The following is a 15,107-nucleotide window of genomic DNA, read 5'->3' as shown; positions in this document are numbered from 1 at the left end:
GCCCGATCGTCGAGAAGTGCATGGACCAGGAAGCGCAAACCTGACCTAAACTGGCCTAGTGGTCCACTCGCGTCGGTGGGCGGTGCCCCCTCGGCGTAGTTCCAGTATTCGCCAAAAAGCGTGAGCCACCGCTGAACCGATTGTTTCGCGAATGCCTGTTTGGCATGCCCGTGCTATGCGATGCCGATGACGGACGCAGAAAGTTCCTTTTCAGAACGCTTCAACTTCAGCGCGCCGGACGCCGAAATGAAAATCCGCGAGGATGCGCCTGAAGTTCTCCGCGTCGGCCTAACGCAGCTCGCCTATGCTTCGGACATTGGCGGCAAGGAATTGCGTGAACTTATCTGCGCGGTCCTGTTGAAGCGGCCGGATTACGCCCACAACTGGGGCGCGGAGAACGTCTCTCGCGAGATCGACGAGCTCATGAGCGAGGCGCTTTGGTTCAAGGTTTATGACATCGCCGAGCGAATATATGCGGAGATCGGCAAGCACGATTATTCGGGAACCCGGCAAGACGGCTTTACGCGCCGGCTCAACCTGCTCTTCCGCGAGAACGGCATCGGCTGGCAAATTGAGGACGGCAAAATCAGGGCGCGGGGGTCAGAAGCCTTCGCCCTAGCGACACGAGATGCAGTTGAGACAATGCGGGCGGCGGGAACGCCGACCGCTGCCAACGAAGTTCACGAGGCGCTGCGCGATATCTCGCGGCGGCCCCACGCCGACACCACCGGCGCGATCCAGCACGCGATGGCCGCTTTGGAATGCGTTGCCCGCGAGGTGTCCGGCAGCTCGGACACGCTTGGCCCCATCATCAATCGGCTACCTTTGCCGGCCCCGCTCGATGTCGCGCTGCACAAGCTCTGGGGCTTCACCTCGCAGGAAGGTCGACACCTCCAAGAAGGCCGCGACCCGCAGTTCGCAGAGGCCGAGTTGGTCGTAACAGTAGCGTCGGCGGTCAGCGTATACCTGCTGCGGCACCGGGAGCGGTCGCAACAGGTTTGATTTGGGCGACGGGCGCGACCGCACCGACATCACTTCGCCGGCAGGTCCACATCGTCAGGTTCAAATACTACTGAAAAACAAGCCGTTTCCATACTACAACTCTGAATAGACCGGCTTTCGTTTTACGCGGCGATCACCTGTTCGTCCGTCGTCGGAGCGAACTCGACCGTTCGCATAGTTGGACCGTCTCGGGTCCAACTCTCAAAAATCATTGTCACCATGCGTTCGCTTGGTTGCACGGGCCGGAGCTTGCGTTGGAGTAGCCCAACCAGCCGTTCTTCATGCGTTGAAACGATGATTTGCCTGTGAGCACCGAACCGCCGCAAGACATCGACGAGGCCCAATAGATTGATAGAATCAAGACTCTGTAGGGGGTCGTCGAGGATCGTTACGTTAAGCCGCAAGCTGGGGAGAGCTAGGTTCATCGCGAGGAATAGAGATACGGCGAACGAGTTCATCTGAGAACTGGATAGCAGTGGTCCCGCATCTCGGGCTTGCGCGAAAGTGTCAGGATCGGAGATGCCTACCTCCAGCTTGCCGCGGCCGCGCTCCATTCCGGCCATGATCTGCGTTATGCGGAAAGTAGGATGCGGATCGATGCGGCTGTAAATTCTCTGGAACAACGGTGCGATCTGGGTGATCTGCTTCGCCGTCACCGCCAGCGAAGCGTCCCGTAGACCGTCGATGATCTGACCGGAGAGGACTCGGGTAGCTTCTTCGCTACCAACTCGGCTACTTGCTGCATCCAAACGCGCTGTGACCTGGACACGTTCGGCCATGAGTTCGTCACGCTGACGCTGCTCGCCGAGCCGCAGTACCTGCAAGGACAGGCGCTCGCCATCTGAGAGCAGCCTAGCGAGCGTTCCGAGCATCTTCTCAATTGCAATCGAGCGCTCCTGAAGGCTCGTGCCAGGGTCTCCGATGCCGCTGATCCCAAGGTCCGAAAGGCGGGCTGTGAGAATCGAGCGCTGCGCCTCGCGCTCGCGCATATCGTTTTCGATTTGTCGGAGGCTCTCGCGGATAAGATTCAGCGATGCTTGGATTTCGGCGCGCTCATCTGTCAGCGGCCCCAACCGGTCAGTTGTGGTGGTCTGGCCGACTTCCGAGGCGATCTCGATGAGTGCTTGCAGATGGGCTATCGTGTGGCTGACGTCGTGGGCCTGCTGACACACGGGACAGTGTTCGCCGAGGTCCTGTAGTGCTAGCTTGGCCATTGTCGCGGCACGTTGCGCGCGGTCGGTAGCGATAACCTGAGCCTGCCTCTGGGCGGCTAGCCGGGCGTGCTCAGTGCGTATCGCTTCATCCGCTGCCGACAGTTGGTCAACCAGCTTGGTTTCCTCCTCACGCAGCTTTTCGCCGGTATTGTCGGAGGCTGCCGAATTGGACAGCTCTGGGATCTGCTCCAGCAGGTTGCGAGTGGTGGCCAAATCGCGCTCAAGCCTGCTGCGCTCGGCATCCATTGTCTTGAGAAGTCGGTCCAGCCGGGCCGGGGTCGTGGGTGTCGCGTCGGGACCAAATCGAGGTTCACCCAATAGCGCAACCGCCTGCTGGAAGAGCGTGGTGGCGGCTTGACGCGCGTCGTCGCTCGCTACCGTGCCGACATCTGAGAGACGGGCGAGGTGTTCGTCGATCTGAGCGATCCGCACCACCAGCGGATCCAGTTCCTCCTTGCGGAAAGTGGTTGTACTCGCCGCCCACGACCGCCGGCTCTTCTCAAGCGCGGCCTGTAGCTCGAGCACGGCACCGGCACCGATCACCTCGCTTACGAGGGCGAAACGATCCGCCGCGCTATCGTCGTCGACAAATTGGCGGACCAAATCTTGCTGGAGGTAAACTCCCCGCGTGAGGACTCGGTTCAGAGCATCTCGGGCACCGCTGCGGTCCTTCAGGTGAGGAAGGAGCAAGTTGCATAGCTGCTGCGTAGCGGCCGCCTGCTCGTATTCTCGACCATTAATCCGGAGCCGGACAAAGTCCTCCGCCGTTCCGTCCGTCGCCCGTGTGAGGACAACGTCGCCGTCATTGCCAGACATGGTGAGTTCGACGCGAGCGCGGCCCTCGCGGGCGTATGTCGAGATGGGCGTGCCACGCTCGGCGAAGCGAGCGATCGTGCCGGCCAGTGCCCAGAGGATGGCGTCGAGAAGGGACGTCTTGCCTACGCCGTTAGGGCCCTGCAGGAGGATGACGTCTGCGTCGAGATCGATCGTCGTCTGACGGCTGAACGCCCGAAATCCCTCGATGGTGATCGACTTTAACCTCATCGTCCGCCACCACTTTCGTGCAGGCGCTCGAGCGGTGGTTCGCCCTCGCGGAAGGCGTCGACGACGATCTTCAGCTTCGCACGATCGACGGTATTCTCCATTAGTTCGGGCAGCCCGTCGAGGACGTCCTCGAGGGCGGAAAGATTGCCCGGTAGCTCGAGCGGGAGAAGGAGATCCAGAGCGCGTGTCACGTCGGCGCTGGTGCGCAGCCCACTCCCCGTGGCGACGATCTTACGAACCCTGGAAGTATCGCGCTCGATCCGATCGGCGTCGAGGCGGTCCAAAGGCTCACTGGCACACAGGAGCACAAGATAACCGTCCCACGCTTTCGGCGCGGAGCGGGAAAGACGGCGGGCGAGGAGATCGACGAGGTCGGCCTGAGCTTCCGCCCATTCCGTCTCGAGCTGTTGCCAGGTTTCGAAGGCGACGACCGAGATTACACTATAGGCGTCCTCGGCCAGAAGGGCCTGGTCGCCGAGCTTCCTCATATCAGTCATGTCGCGCACGACGCGGTAACCGTTTAGCGAAAGTGTCTCGCTAGCGAGAGCGATCATGGACGATGCCGAGAGTGAGGAGCCTTCAGGCGACATGTAACAACTCTCCAATACGGTCGACGTGGAGCGGGTCGTTGGCGGAGACTAGCAGGGGAGCGGCGAGGCCCCCGATGATGTCGTCCGGCTTTTCGTCGGCAATGAGGTCGATGTGATCAAACACGGGAGCTGCGTCGACCAAGCCGCAGATCAGAACGATATCTACGGGCATCGGGCCACTGTCCGCGACGATTTCACAGATGGTCTTGGCGCGAGCTTCAACCGCAGCCATACGACGCACGCCGCCGCCGGTCGCTAGCACGATCTGTCCAATCGGTTGCCCGTTCCGCCGCAGCGTCCACGTGCCGGCGGGCGTCGGCGCCGTGTCGAGCCCCAACCGCTCTGCGACTTCGGCGAGCCGGAGTATCGGCTCCGACATGAATTCGTCGTCACGGACGCTGTGCTGCCGGTAGAGCTTGTCGCGGTCTAGATCGGCGAAAGCACGCATCTTGCCCAGCGTGAGTAGCGACTGGCCAGCGAGCTTGGCGACGATACTACTGAACCGCTGGAGATCATCTTCGCCGTGATGGTTCTCCATCAAAAGCGCACGGCCGCTGCGCGAAAGCGAGTCGACCTGCTGCGCGGCGATGCGCTCGGCTAGTCGTGTGACGACCGAGTCCCACGATGCTTGGATGTAGCGATGCTCGGGTATCTCGAGCTTCGCAGCAAAGCCGCTCTCCGCGAAGGGGACGATATCGGCTTGATATAGTGCTTTGTTACCGCTTAACGCGCCTTGGATCATCGCTACCGTTGCGGTGATGACAGGGGCCGGCGAGCCGAGGCCAGCAAAGAGGACTGTCGGAGCCGCCAGTACCTGTTGAGCCACGATTTGGTGCCATTGGCCGATCCACTCCCCGTCCATGACTTCAGTTCGGAGGACGAGTTCGTCAGGCTCGCTGTTGGCATTCCCGTGCAATTGGATCAGAGCCGCGCGGATCGGGACGGGTTCATTGACGGCAGCGATCGTTGCGATCTCGATACCGAGTTCGGCAGCAGCGTTCTGAATCGCCAGATCGAAGTTGAGAGATAGTACATGACTTACGGCACCCTCCGCCATCAGTGCCACCAGCAGTTTGTAACCGAGGTTGGCTCTAGCGAGCCGCATTCGCTGAATCGGAAAACACTGAACCAATTCGACCTGATTGTTGCAAATCTGAAAGACTAGGCTCGCCAGCGCGGCGAGGTCGCGCGGGTTTGGGCACTGATTTGCATGCAGTCGGCCGTTGAGCACGAGTTGGCGTTCAACTGCTTCCGAGAGGTCGCCAGCGAGCGGAATGCTGGTCGGATGGCCTACTGAGCAGCCGGCACCAATCACGAGTGCGACCTGTCCTCCCCCGGGGGCGGCAAGACTTTGAAGCAATTCTGCCGGAATGGGGGTCAAGGCTGTCCTATCGGGTTGAGCAGATTAAGGATCACGTCTTCAGACGGACACCCGGCCCGCCGGAAGAATCTGCGGGCACGAAGGTCACTCCGGCAGCTTCCAGGGCCTCCTGCATGCGCTTCATATTTGTCGTGAGAATCGCTCCCTTTCCACTCTCGAAACGAAGAATGGTGGAGTCGGCCACGCCGGTCATTTTCGCCAGTTCGCGGACGCTGATTTTCAATGCGGCGCGGGCCATCCGTATCTGACTCGGCTCCAGCATGACCGAAATTCCTCCTTACGTGACGGAATTTCGTTGACTTCGTCGCGGAAATTCGGTGGAGTGTAGGTGAAATTCCATCAAACTCCACCGTTCAGCACGATTTGAGCGACCGGGCGGCTGCGCGGGAGGTCACGCATGCCTGACCACCAGAAGACTGAGACAAGCGCGGCTCCCCTTGTCGGCGACGCGACCTTGGGGCGCTGCGGGCGCAGCATCACTAGGACGCGACAGCGCACTCCCGACCAGCGCCTCGCGAGGGCGTTCGGCCACAATGCCCGAGCTTTCCACGCGATGGCCTGGACCGATGATGATCGAGTCGGCTCCCGGTGGGCCTATCACTCCGCCATCGCCATTGAACTCGGCCTCAAAGCCTACCTTCTGCATCGCGGGCTTTCGGACGATTGGAACCGCGTTTACCTCCGTCATGACCTGACCAAGGCGCTTCGGTGCGCCCGGATGTTGGGGTTTCGACGTGTGCCTGACGGCATCGCCGAACTCGCTGCGGTGTTCGGCCCGCTGTACGCCTCCGGCGCCTTGCGTTCCGGTTCAGTGAGCCCGGACCTGCCGCTCCCGCCCGACGATGCTGATAGAGCTATCTGCGACCTGCTCAGCGCAGTGGAGGCCGCTATCGGGATCGACAGGGAGGCGGACGCGTGAGGCTCCGGCCTTCACGGCTGTGGCGGGGTCGGCGGGAGGTGCCCGAAGACCGCGAGCGCCGGACACTCATCCGGGCGATACGGAGCCTGCCGCGAGACTGTCGCGACGTCCTCCTCCTCCACCGCATCGCCGAACTGTCGCTGGAGCAGATCGCCGAGCACCTGGGCATCGACCAGCAGGCGGTCGAAGCAGGCTTGGCGGAGGCGCTCGTTCGGTTGAGCCGCGCCGTCGATGAGGCGGGCGGTGGAGGGGCTTCTGAACGTTCGTGAGGGTCTAGGGCAGGATAGGCTTTGCGCCGGCATTGTCTGACAAGCGGAGCCGTATTGACCCTCACTTTAGGGGTGGGGAGCAGCGCCGCCCGCCCGCTTCAACCCCGCTTCGCGCCCTGCGGGCTGCGGCAAGCGCCGCAGGCGTTGACCCGGTCGGCCGCCGCCGCTGAAGGCTGGGCGTGATCGATGGATCGATCCGCTTTGCAAGAAAGTGGCGCCCGAAGATTTCCGAGGGGAAGGTTACGAGTATGCGCGTGGTTTTAGAGCGATCAGCTTGGCGGCTATGTACGTCCAGCCGTCATCAGAGCCGGAGGCGCGTCGGCGCCGGACTCCGCAAGCCCGGCCAGTTGGCGTACAATCGGCCGTCCGCGTCACCGACACCTGGTCTGATGATCTCCCGATCACCCCGGCCGAACTTCAGGCGGTGGAGGCGTGGCTTGGCGAGGTGCTCGACGAGGTTCTGGGTCCGCGCCTCTGAGAGGAGCAGAACATGAGCCGCAAAGCCTTCACCACGGGCGTTCAGACCCGGGCCGCCCTCTATCTCCGCGTCTCGACCGGACGGCAGGCCGTCAACGATCTGTCGATCCCTGACCAGCGCCGTCAGTTGGAAGCCTACTGCGAGGCCAAGGGCTGGGAGGCGACGGCGGAGTATGTCGAGCCGGGCAACACGGCCACTGACGACCGACGCCCATCCTTCCAATCCATGATCGAGGCGGCCCTGACCAAGCCTCCCGCCTTCGACATGATCGTAGTGCACAGCTTCTCGCGGTTCTTCCGCGATCAGTTTCAGTTCGAGTTCTACGTCCGCAAGCTTGCGAAGAACGGGGTGCGTCTGGTCTCGATCACCCAAGAGCTTGGCGACGACCCCATGAGCGTGATGATGCGCCAGATCATGACGCTCTTCGACGAGTATCAATCCCGCGAGAACGCCAAGCACACCCTGCGAGCCATGAAGGAGAACGCGCGCCAGGGCTTCTGGAACGGCGCCCGACCGCCCATCGGCTACCGCATCGTCGCGGCCGAGCAGCGCGGGGCGAAGATCAAGAAGACCTTGGAGATTGACCCGCTCCAAGCCGAGACAGTCCGCACTATCTACCGCTGGGCGCTGACCGGCGACGGAGCGCAGGGGCCGATGGGTTTGAAGACCATCGCCACACGCTTGAACGATCAGAACGTCCGAACCCGAGACGGCGGGCGTTGGGGCATCAGCGCTGTCCATCAGATCCTGACCCGCTCGACCTATATGGGCGAGCACCGGTTCAACACCCGCGACCACAAGACCAAGGCGCCTAAGCCTGAGGCGGAACACGCCATCATGGCTGTTCCGGCCATAGTGTCGAAGGCGGACCACGAGGCTGTTCGAGCGCGTCTCACCTCTCGGAACCCTAAGTGGACCCCGCCTCGCGTCTCCACCGGCCCAAACCTGCTGACGGGCATTTGCTTCTGCGGCGCCTGTGGCGGCGCCATGACTCTGAGGACGGGAAAGGGCAGCGCGGGCGGCCAGTACCGCTACTACGCCTGTTCGACCAAGGCCCGCATGGGCGAGGCAGGCTGCAAGGGCCTCGCCGTCCCGATGCACAAACTCGATGACGCCATCATCGACCACCTCGAATCTCGCGTGCTCGATCCGCATCGTCTAGCGGCGCTGATGGAACAGCTTTTAGATCGGCGGGAGGAATGGGCCGATCAGCGGCGCAGCCACATCGCGGAGATGCGCAAGCGCGCCACCGAGGCAGACGCCAAGCTCAATCGGCTCTACGAGGCTATCGAGAACGGTCTGCTGTCGCCGGACGACGCCTCGCTGAAGGATCGAGTGGCTGAACTTTCAGGCATCCGCGATCAGGCCAGAGCAGACGCCGAGCGGATCAGCGCGTCAGTAGATCGGCTGGCGCCGACGATCACGCCGGACGCCCTAACCCGCTTCGCCAGCGCCGCACGGCGTAAGCTGCGGGATCGCACCAGCGGTTATCGGCGGGATCACCTCCGAGCTCTGACACAGCGGGTGGAGGTCATCAGCAAGACAGAGGCGCGCATCATCGGCTCACGAACCGAGCTTCTGCGGGCCTTAGCGTCTAGCGATGGTGGAAGTTACGCCGCCGCTGGCGGAGTTCTCGGTTTTAAACCGAAGTGGCGCACCCGACACGATTCGAACGTGTGGCCTTTGCCTTCGGAGGGCAACGCTCTATCCAGCTGAGCTACGGGTGCGTCTGCGGCGTGGGCCGAGATGACGCCGCTTACAGCAAGGCGCGGGCCGTCTCAATCCCGAATACGCCATAGATCGGGAGAGGATGAAGAATGCGGGGATGGATTATCGGCGCCTGTCTGTTGCTGACGGCCTGCGCAGGCGTGTCGGGGGATGCGGCTGGAACAGCGGACAGCCTGGACGCAGTGGCGCGCGACTATGTGGCGCTGACGCTGGAGATCGGCGAACGTGAACCGGGCTATGTCGATGCCTACTACGGCCCGCCGGAGTGGGAGGCGGCGGCCAAGGCCCATCCGCGCGCCCTGCCCGAACTGAAGGCGGGAGCCGAGGCCCTGACGGCGCGACTGAACGCCCTGCCCGCGACCAACGCCGATCCGATGGTGGCGCAGCGGCGCAAATATCTGCTGGCCCATGTGGCGGCGGCGGATGCGCGCCTGCGGATGCTGGGCGGCGAGAAAATGAGCTTTGCAGGTGAGGCCGAGGCCCTGTTCGGCGTGCGGCCCGTGCTGAAGCCGCTGAGCGACTATGATCCGGTACTGGCGCGGATCGACGCCCTGATCCCCGGCGAGGGGTCGCTGACCGACCGGGTGACGGCGTTCAAATCACACTATGTCATCCCCAAGGACCGGCTGCAGGTGGTGATGGACGCCGCCATCGCCGAATGCCGCAAGCGGACCCTGGCGCATATTCCATTGCCCGCGACCGAGAGCTTCACCCTGGCCTTCGTCGGCGACAAGCCTTGGTCGGGCTATAATTATTATCAGGGGAATGCAGCGTCCAAGATCGAGATCAACGCCGACTTTCCGATCTATACCGAACGGGCCATCGATCTGGGCTGCCACGAGGGCTACCCCGGCCACCACGTCTATAACGCCCTGCTGGAACAGACCTTCGTGCGCCAGCGCGGCTGGGTGGAGATGAGCGTCTATCCGCTGTTCAGCCCGATGTCCTTCGTCGCCGAAGGCAGCGCCAACTATGGAATCGACCTGGCCTTCCCCGGCCATGAAGGCGTCGATTTCGAAAAGAGCGTCCTGTTTCCCCTGGCGGGTCTGGACCCGTCGACGGCGGAGAAGAAGGCGGAGCTGATGGGCCTGACGCGCGAACTGGCGCGGGCGGAATACACCATCGCCGACGACTATCTGTCGGGCCGGGTCGGGCGTGACGAGACGATCGCGCGGCTGGCCAAATACACCCTGACCGAGCCCGCCAAGGCGGCGCAGCGGCTGCGGTTCATCGACACCTACCGCAGCTACATCATCAACTACGGCCTTGGCCGCGACACGGTCCAGGCCTGGGTCGAGCGGCAGGGGCCGGATCACTGGGCCGGGATGCGGACCCTGTTGTCGAGCCAGATCCTGCCGGTGGATCTGGCTGAGTAGCTTCTTTCGTCATTCCGGGCGAAGCGCAGCGAAGACCCGGAACCCAGCGGCGCCGAAGGCGAAGTAGAGAAGCCGCAAACACTAACCGCAGAGTCCGCGACAGTTTCCCGCTCTCGCGGGCCGCTGGGTCCCCCGGTCTACGCCGCAAGCGGCTTGCCGGGGGATGACGATGATTGTGGGCTATTGCGCGGTCATGCCGCCGTCGATCTTGAACTCGGAGCCGGTGACGAACTTCGATTCATCAGACGCCAGATAGAGGACGCAGTAGGCCACGTCGTCCGGTTCGCCGATCCGCTTCAAGGGAATGCCGCGCGCCAGACGTTCCGCCGCCTTGGCCTCGTCGCCGCCCGCCATGGCGATGAAGGGGTCCAGGATCGGGGTCTTGATGAAGACGGGGTGGACCGAGTTGCAGCGCACGTTCCAGTCGGCCTTGGCCGCCTCCAGCGCCAGGGTCTTGGTGTACATCCACACGCCCGCCTTGGTGGCGTTATAGGCGCCCATGCCCGGCGCCGCCGCCAGACCGGCGATGGACGAAATATTGATGATGGAGGCCGGGGCCGCCGCGCGCAGATGCGGCATGGCGTGTTTCGCGCCCAGCATGATGGAGCGCAGGTTGATCTCGTACTGGCGCTGCCAGTTCTCGACGGTGTCCTGCTCCACCAGGGCCAGCGGGCCGCCGATGCCCGCATTGTTCACCAGCACCGACAGACCGCCCAGATCGGCGGCCACAGCCTCGATGACGCGGGTCCAGTCATCCTCGCTGGCCACATCATGAGCATAGGCGAAGGCGGCGCCGGGGATTTCGGTGTTGATGCGGTCGGCCAGGGCGGCGGCGCGGCCGCCGTCGATGTCGGAGACGGCCACCGTCGCGCCCTCGCGCGCCAGCATGAAGGCCATGGCCTCGCCCAGACCGCCGGCCGCGCCGGTGATCAGGGCCTTCTTGCCGGACACCCGGCCGGGACGCGTCACGCTCATGCTTTTGCTCCCAGGCTGGCGGCGGCTTCGTCGATGAAGCGGGCCAAGGTCACGTCCTTTTCGGTCACCCCGTCCGCGTCATGGGTCGTCAGCAAAATCTCGACACGATTATAGACGTTCGACCATTCTGGATGATGGTCCATCTTGTCCGCCAGCAGGGCCACGCGGGTCATGAAGCCGAAGGCGGCGTTGAAGTCGGCGAACCTCAGGCTGCGGGTGATGGCGGGGCGATCCCCGTCCGCGGCGGTCCATGCGGGCAGCGCCTTCAACGCCTCCGCAACATCCAGTCGAGCGTCAGTCATCAGGTTTCCTCTTTTTCTTTGGCCTAAGGCGCCCGAGGAAGCGCGGCAAGCGCCCTGAACTTCATCCGCAACCCGCCTGATCGGGTGACGGCGGCGCAGCGACGCGCTAGACCGTCGCCCATGACAGACGCCCCTTCGCACGGCCCGCATTCGTCGGGTGATCGTTCCTCGTTCGGCTTCCGCGACGTCGATGCGCGCGAGAAGGTCAAGATGGTGCGCGGGGTCTTTGATTCCGTGGCCTCGAACTACGACGTCATGAACGACCTGATGAGCGTGGGCGTCCACCGCATCTGGAAGGACATCGCCGCCAACAAGCTGAACCCGCGCCCCGGAGAAACCATTCTGGACGTGGCGGGCGGCACCGGCGACATGGCCCGACGCTATTCCAAGATGGCGCGCGCGGCCCAGGAACGGCGCGGCGGCGAAGACGCCAGCGTCATCGTCATGGACTACAACGCCGAGATGATCCTGGCGGGCGTGCACAAGGGCGGCGAGCCGGAGATGAGCTGGTCGGTCGGCGACGCCATGAACCTGCCCCTGCCGGACGCCTCGGTCGACGCCTATTCAATCAGCTTCGGCATCCGCAACGTGGCCCATATCGACAAGGCCCTGTCCGAGGCGCGGCGTGTGCTGAAGCCGGGCGGTCGGTTCCTGTGCCTGGAGTTTTCGCGCCCCACGACCGGCCCGATCCGCAAGGTCTATGACGCCTGGTCCTTCCACGCCATTCCGCGCATCGGCGGCTGGGTCGCCAAGGATCGCGACAGTTATCAATATCTGGTCGAGAGCATCCGTCGCTTCCCCGACCAGCAGGCGTTCAAGGGTCTGATCGAGGACGCCGGGTTCCGCCGCGTCTCGGTGACCAATCTGTCGGGCGGGATCGCCGCCATCCATCACGGGTGGGCGATCTGACCAGCCGGATCTATCGCACGGCCCCGCCGCCGCCCGCCACCGTGGCGGTGCAGAACCCGGTTGCGGCATCCTTACGCCTGCTGGGCTGGCTGTGGGTGCTGGTGCGCCATGACGCCCTGGTGCCGCGCGAAGTCACGCCCCTGCTGCCCGCCTGGACCCGGCCCTTCGCCCGGTTCGTCCAGATGTTTTCGGGCCGCGCAGGTCGTCAGGGCCGCCCCGGTCAGCGTCTGGGCAAGGCGTTCGAGCATCTGGGGCCGGTGGCGATCAAGCTGGGTCAGGTTCTGGCCACCCGCGCCGACATCTTCGGGCTGGAGTTCGCCCGCGATCTGGGCCGTCTGAAGGACGCCCTGCCGCCCTTCCCCGAAGACGAGGCCCGTCGCGAAATCGAAAAGTCGCTGGGTCGTCCGGTCGAAAGCCTGTTCACCGATCTGGGACCGGCGGTCGCCGCCGCCTCTCTGGCGCAGGCCCACCGCGCGACCCTGGCCGATGGGCGGGCCGTGGCGGTCAAGGTGCTGCGCCCCGGCGTCGAACGCCGCGTGGCCAATGGGCTGGATTCCATGCGCCTGGGCGCGGCCCTGGTGTGGAAGCTGGTTCCCCTGTCACGCCGTCTGGAGCCGCAGGCCTTCGTCGAGACCATCGCCAACTCGCTGGATCTGGAGCTGGACATGCGTCTGGAGGCCGCCGCCGCCAGCGAGATGGCCGAGGTCATGGCCAAGGACAGCTACATGTCCGCGCCCGCCGTCATCTGGGACGGGGTGGGCAAGCGGGTGCTGACGCTGGAATGGGCGCCGGGCGTGCCGATGACCGATCCCGCCCTGCTGGAACTGCCGGGCATCGACAAGGATCTGCTGGCCGACAATGTGGTGCGCGCCTTCCTGGTTCAGGCGCTGGACCACGGCGCCTTCCACGCCGACCTGCACGAGGGCAATCTGTTCGCCAGCGCCCCGGCCCACCTGACCGCCATCGACTTCGGCATCGTCGGGCGGCTGGGACCGGCCGAGCGGCGCTATCTGGCGGAAATTCTGTGGGGCTTCATCAGCCGCGACTACGACCGGATCGCCCGGGTGCATTTCGAGGCGGGCTATGTCCCCGCGCACCATTCGGTCGAAACCTTCGCCCAGGCTCTGCGCGCCGTCGGCGAGCCGGTGATCGGCCGCGCCGCCAGCCAGGTGTCGATGGGCCGCCTCTTGGGCCAGTTGTTCGAGATCACCGCCCTGTTCGACATGAGCCTGCGGCCCGAACTGATCCTGCTGCAGAAGACCATGGTCTCGGTCGAAGGGGTAGCCCGTCGCCTGAACCCCGACCACGACCTGTGGGCCGCCGCCAAACCTGTCGTGGAGCGCTGGATCAAGCGTGAACTGGGCCCCCAGGCCCAGGCCAAGGACGCCCTGAACGAAGTGATCTCGGCCGCCCGCGCCATCTCGCGTCTGGTGCAGGAACCACCGCGTCCGACGACCGTGGTCATCGAAAAGTCGGGAACCCCGGCTTGGCTCGTGGCTTCTGTCACGGTCGCGGTCATCGCCGCCCTGACGTCCCTGGGCCTTTCGCTCTGGCCCTATCTGCACTGACCGGAGCCTTCACATGAAGACGACCCTGCCTCTGGCGGCCCTCGGCGCCGCCCTGCTGCTGTCCCCCGTCTCCGCCTCCGCGCAGGTCGCGGCTGGAACTGTGCCCAACAGCTTCGACCGCCCCGCCCAAGCCCAAACCCAGCCTGCGCGCCCGGCGCCCGCCCCATCCGCCCCGTCAGCCGCGGCGCCAGACATCGCCCGCGCCGAAGAAGCCCTGCGTAGCGTCATCACGGCGGCCCAGGGACCGGGCTTCGACTACGCCGTCTTCACCGACAATCTGGCCACCCAGATCCGCCAACAGGCCGATCAGGTTGCGCCCCTGTTAAAGAGCTTCGGCGCCGTGAAGACCGTCGAATATCTGCGCCAGGAAGGCGAGGCCCAACTGTTCAAGGTCACCTTCGACAACCAGGTCACCGAATGGCTGATCGGCTTCGACAGCGACGACAAGATCGCCGCGCTTCTGTTCCGTCCTGCCGAGGGCTGAACCACGGCCCATCTGGACTTGAGCCGCAACTCATGATTCAGCTTCCACGCAACTGGGGCTGGGGCTGAGACTGATCATGGTTCGTACTTGGAGCGCGGCTTTTGCAGCCGCGCTATTTACGTGCGCTACGGTCGCGCAAGCACAAACCAACAGCGAACTAACTTGGAGTTCCGCGCCGTCAGGTGATCTTGTGTCAGAGCTTTCGCCGCGTTTCGCCAATATGCTTGGCATCAGCGGGACTGCGCGTATCGAGTGCCGCGTCTCTGCAGATGGTCATCCATTTCTTTGCCGTACAATCTCCGAGACGCACCACGGTTTAGGGTTTGGCGCGGCGGGACGCCTGATCGTCGCCAGCGGCGTCATCAGGGTCGAGCGTCAGAATGGCAGACCGATCAGCGGCTTGTTCAGAACCAACGTGAATTTCATAGCTCCCGACTTTGAGGATTGGCCCTCTCGCTGGCGCGGGCCAACGCCCTCCTCTACGGCGATGGCGTTGGCGGGTCGTATTGTCAGCAGTTCCAAGATCAATGACTTCCCGCTCGATGATCAACTCGACGGTTTGGACTTCGATCGCCGCTCCATTGTTCAAGAATGGATGAACGAACTCATGCCTGTAACAGCAACGGAAAGGCACAATGCACAAACCTTGCAATTTGCAAGACTGTTCTCCGAGAAAGATCTGCAGCGAATTCTGGATGGTGAAAATGTAGAGCTGCCTTCTGCAGACCGTCTTGCAGAAGCATGTCCTGAACTCACCGAGCGACAAATCAAAGCCTGGCGTGAAATTCGTGTGCGCTATTGTACGCGCTACGAATGCTGACCTGCTTCCGGGGCCTACGCTGGCACAGAATCCGCTTTCATGCTGCGA

Annotated in this window: 14 protein-coding genes, 1 tRNA gene and 1 pseudogene; 9 read left to right on the top strand and 7 right to left on the bottom strand. The window is 63.7% G+C overall.

The features are described 5' to 3' along the window. The first annotated feature begins 186 nt into the window (after positions 1-186). A complete protein-coding gene (locus JKF87_RS10285) occupies positions 187-1,002 on the top strand; it encodes an AbiJ-NTD4 domain-containing protein (protein ID WP_201099806.1) in 816 nt (271 codons plus the stop codon). A 122-nt stretch (positions 1,003-1,124) separates the two neighbouring features. On the opposite strand, the gene JKF87_RS10280 is transcribed toward JKF87_RS10285, so the two are convergent. From JKF87_RS10280 to JKF87_RS10265, 4 genes are read right to left on the bottom strand one after another with little or no spacing between them, the layout of a single operon-like run. Next, complete coding sequence (locus JKF87_RS10280) at positions 1,125-3,260, bottom strand: AAA family ATPase (RefSeq protein ID WP_201099805.1); 2,136 nt, start codon at positions 3,258-3,260, stop codon at positions 1,125-1,127. Beyond that, positions 3,257-3,814 carry a hypothetical protein gene (locus tag JKF87_RS10275; protein ID WP_201099804.1) on the bottom strand — a complete coding sequence of 186 codons (558 nt, stop codon included), beginning with the start codon at positions 3,812-3,814 and terminating at the stop codon, positions 3,257-3,259. The genes JKF87_RS10280 and JKF87_RS10275 overlap by 4 nt, the downstream gene beginning before the upstream one ends. 25 nt (positions 3,815-3,839) lie before the next feature. Beyond that, positions 3,840-5,231: a hypothetical protein gene (locus JKF87_RS10270; protein WP_201099803.1), complete on the bottom strand. Its 1,392-nt coding sequence runs from the start codon at positions 5,229-5,231 to the stop codon at positions 3,840-3,842. 31 nt (positions 5,232-5,262) lie between these two features. After that, a complete protein-coding gene (locus JKF87_RS10265; protein ID WP_236261289.1) occupies positions 5,263-5,469 on the bottom strand; it encodes a helix-turn-helix domain-containing protein in 207 nt (68 codons plus the stop codon). 159 nt (positions 5,470-5,628) lie between these two features. Between JKF87_RS10265 and JKF87_RS10260 the strand changes: the two genes are divergently transcribed. The 3 genes and pseudogenes from JKF87_RS10260 to JKF87_RS18315 form a co-directional block, all read left to right on the top strand. After that, a complete protein-coding gene (locus JKF87_RS10260) occupies positions 5,629-6,150 on the top strand; it encodes a HEPN domain-containing protein (RefSeq protein WP_201099801.1) in 522 nt (173 codons plus the stop codon). Beyond that, positions 6,147-6,419: an RNA polymerase sigma factor gene (locus tag JKF87_RS10255; protein ID WP_201099800.1), complete on the top strand. Its 273-nt coding sequence runs from the start codon at positions 6,147-6,149 to the stop codon at positions 6,417-6,419. Before JKF87_RS10260 ends, JKF87_RS10255 begins: the two co-directional genes overlap by 4 nt. A 490-nt stretch (positions 6,420-6,909) precedes the next feature. Next, positions 6,910-8,016 (top strand): annotated as a pseudogene (locus tag JKF87_RS18315) (recombinase family protein); the annotation flags it as partial. 531 nt (positions 8,017-8,547) lie between these two features. Here JKF87_RS18315 and JKF87_RS10245 read toward each other — a convergent pair. Further along, positions 8,548-8,624, bottom strand: a tRNA-Arg gene (locus tag JKF87_RS10245). Positions 8,625-8,714: 90 nt separating this feature from the next. On the opposite strand from JKF87_RS10245, the gene JKF87_RS10240 reads away from it, so the two are divergent. Then, a complete protein-coding gene (locus JKF87_RS10240; protein ID WP_201099799.1) occupies positions 8,715-10,001 on the top strand; it encodes a hypothetical protein in 1,287 nt (428 codons plus the stop codon). 180 nt (positions 10,002-10,181) lie between these two features. Here JKF87_RS10240 and JKF87_RS10235 read toward each other — a convergent pair whose 3' ends face one another. Both JKF87_RS10235 and JKF87_RS10230 read right to left on the bottom strand, forming a co-directional pair. Next, complete coding sequence (locus tag JKF87_RS10235) at positions 10,182-10,976, bottom strand: SDR family oxidoreductase (RefSeq protein ID WP_201099798.1); 795 nt, start codon at positions 10,974-10,976, stop codon at positions 10,182-10,184. Further along, positions 10,973-11,278: a 4a-hydroxytetrahydrobiopterin dehydratase gene (locus JKF87_RS10230; RefSeq protein ID WP_201099797.1), complete on the bottom strand. Its 306-nt coding sequence runs from the start codon at positions 11,276-11,278 to the stop codon at positions 10,973-10,975. The genes JKF87_RS10235 and JKF87_RS10230 overlap by 4 nt, the downstream gene beginning before the upstream one ends. Positions 11,279-11,398: 120 nt before the next feature. On the opposite strand from JKF87_RS10230, the gene JKF87_RS10225 reads away from it, so the two are divergent. The 4 genes from JKF87_RS10225 (at position 11,399) to JKF87_RS10210 (ending at position 15,059) form a co-directional block, all read left to right on the top strand. Next, a complete protein-coding gene (locus JKF87_RS10225; RefSeq protein WP_201099796.1) occupies positions 11,399-12,187 on the top strand; it encodes a class I SAM-dependent methyltransferase in 789 nt (262 codons plus the stop codon). Beyond that, on the top strand, positions 12,175-13,755 hold the full coding sequence (gene ubiB / locus JKF87_RS10220) for a 2-polyprenylphenol 6-hydroxylase (RefSeq protein ID WP_201099795.1): 1,581 nt from the start codon (positions 12,175-12,177) through the stop codon (positions 13,753-13,755). The genes JKF87_RS10225 and ubiB overlap by 13 nt, the downstream gene beginning before the upstream one ends. Positions 13,756-13,768: 13 nt before the next feature. Next, positions 13,769-14,239, top strand: coding sequence for a hypothetical protein (locus tag JKF87_RS10215; protein WP_201099794.1), 471 nt, complete (start codon positions 13,769-13,771; stop codon positions 14,237-14,239). A gap of 76 nt (positions 14,240-14,315) precedes the next feature. Next, positions 14,316-15,059, top strand: coding sequence for an energy transducer TonB (locus tag JKF87_RS10210; protein ID WP_201099793.1), 744 nt, complete (start codon positions 14,316-14,318; stop codon positions 15,057-15,059). Positions 15,060-15,107: the final 48 nt, after the last annotated feature.

The sequence above is a fragment of the Brevundimonas nasdae genome (genome assembly GCF_016654005.1).
Taxonomy (GTDB): domain Bacteria; phylum Pseudomonadota; class Alphaproteobacteria; order Caulobacterales; family Caulobacteraceae; genus Brevundimonas; species Brevundimonas nasdae.
The sequence above is the reverse complement of the archived record's forward strand: the minus strand, read 5'-3'. Positions and strand labels throughout refer to the sequence as shown.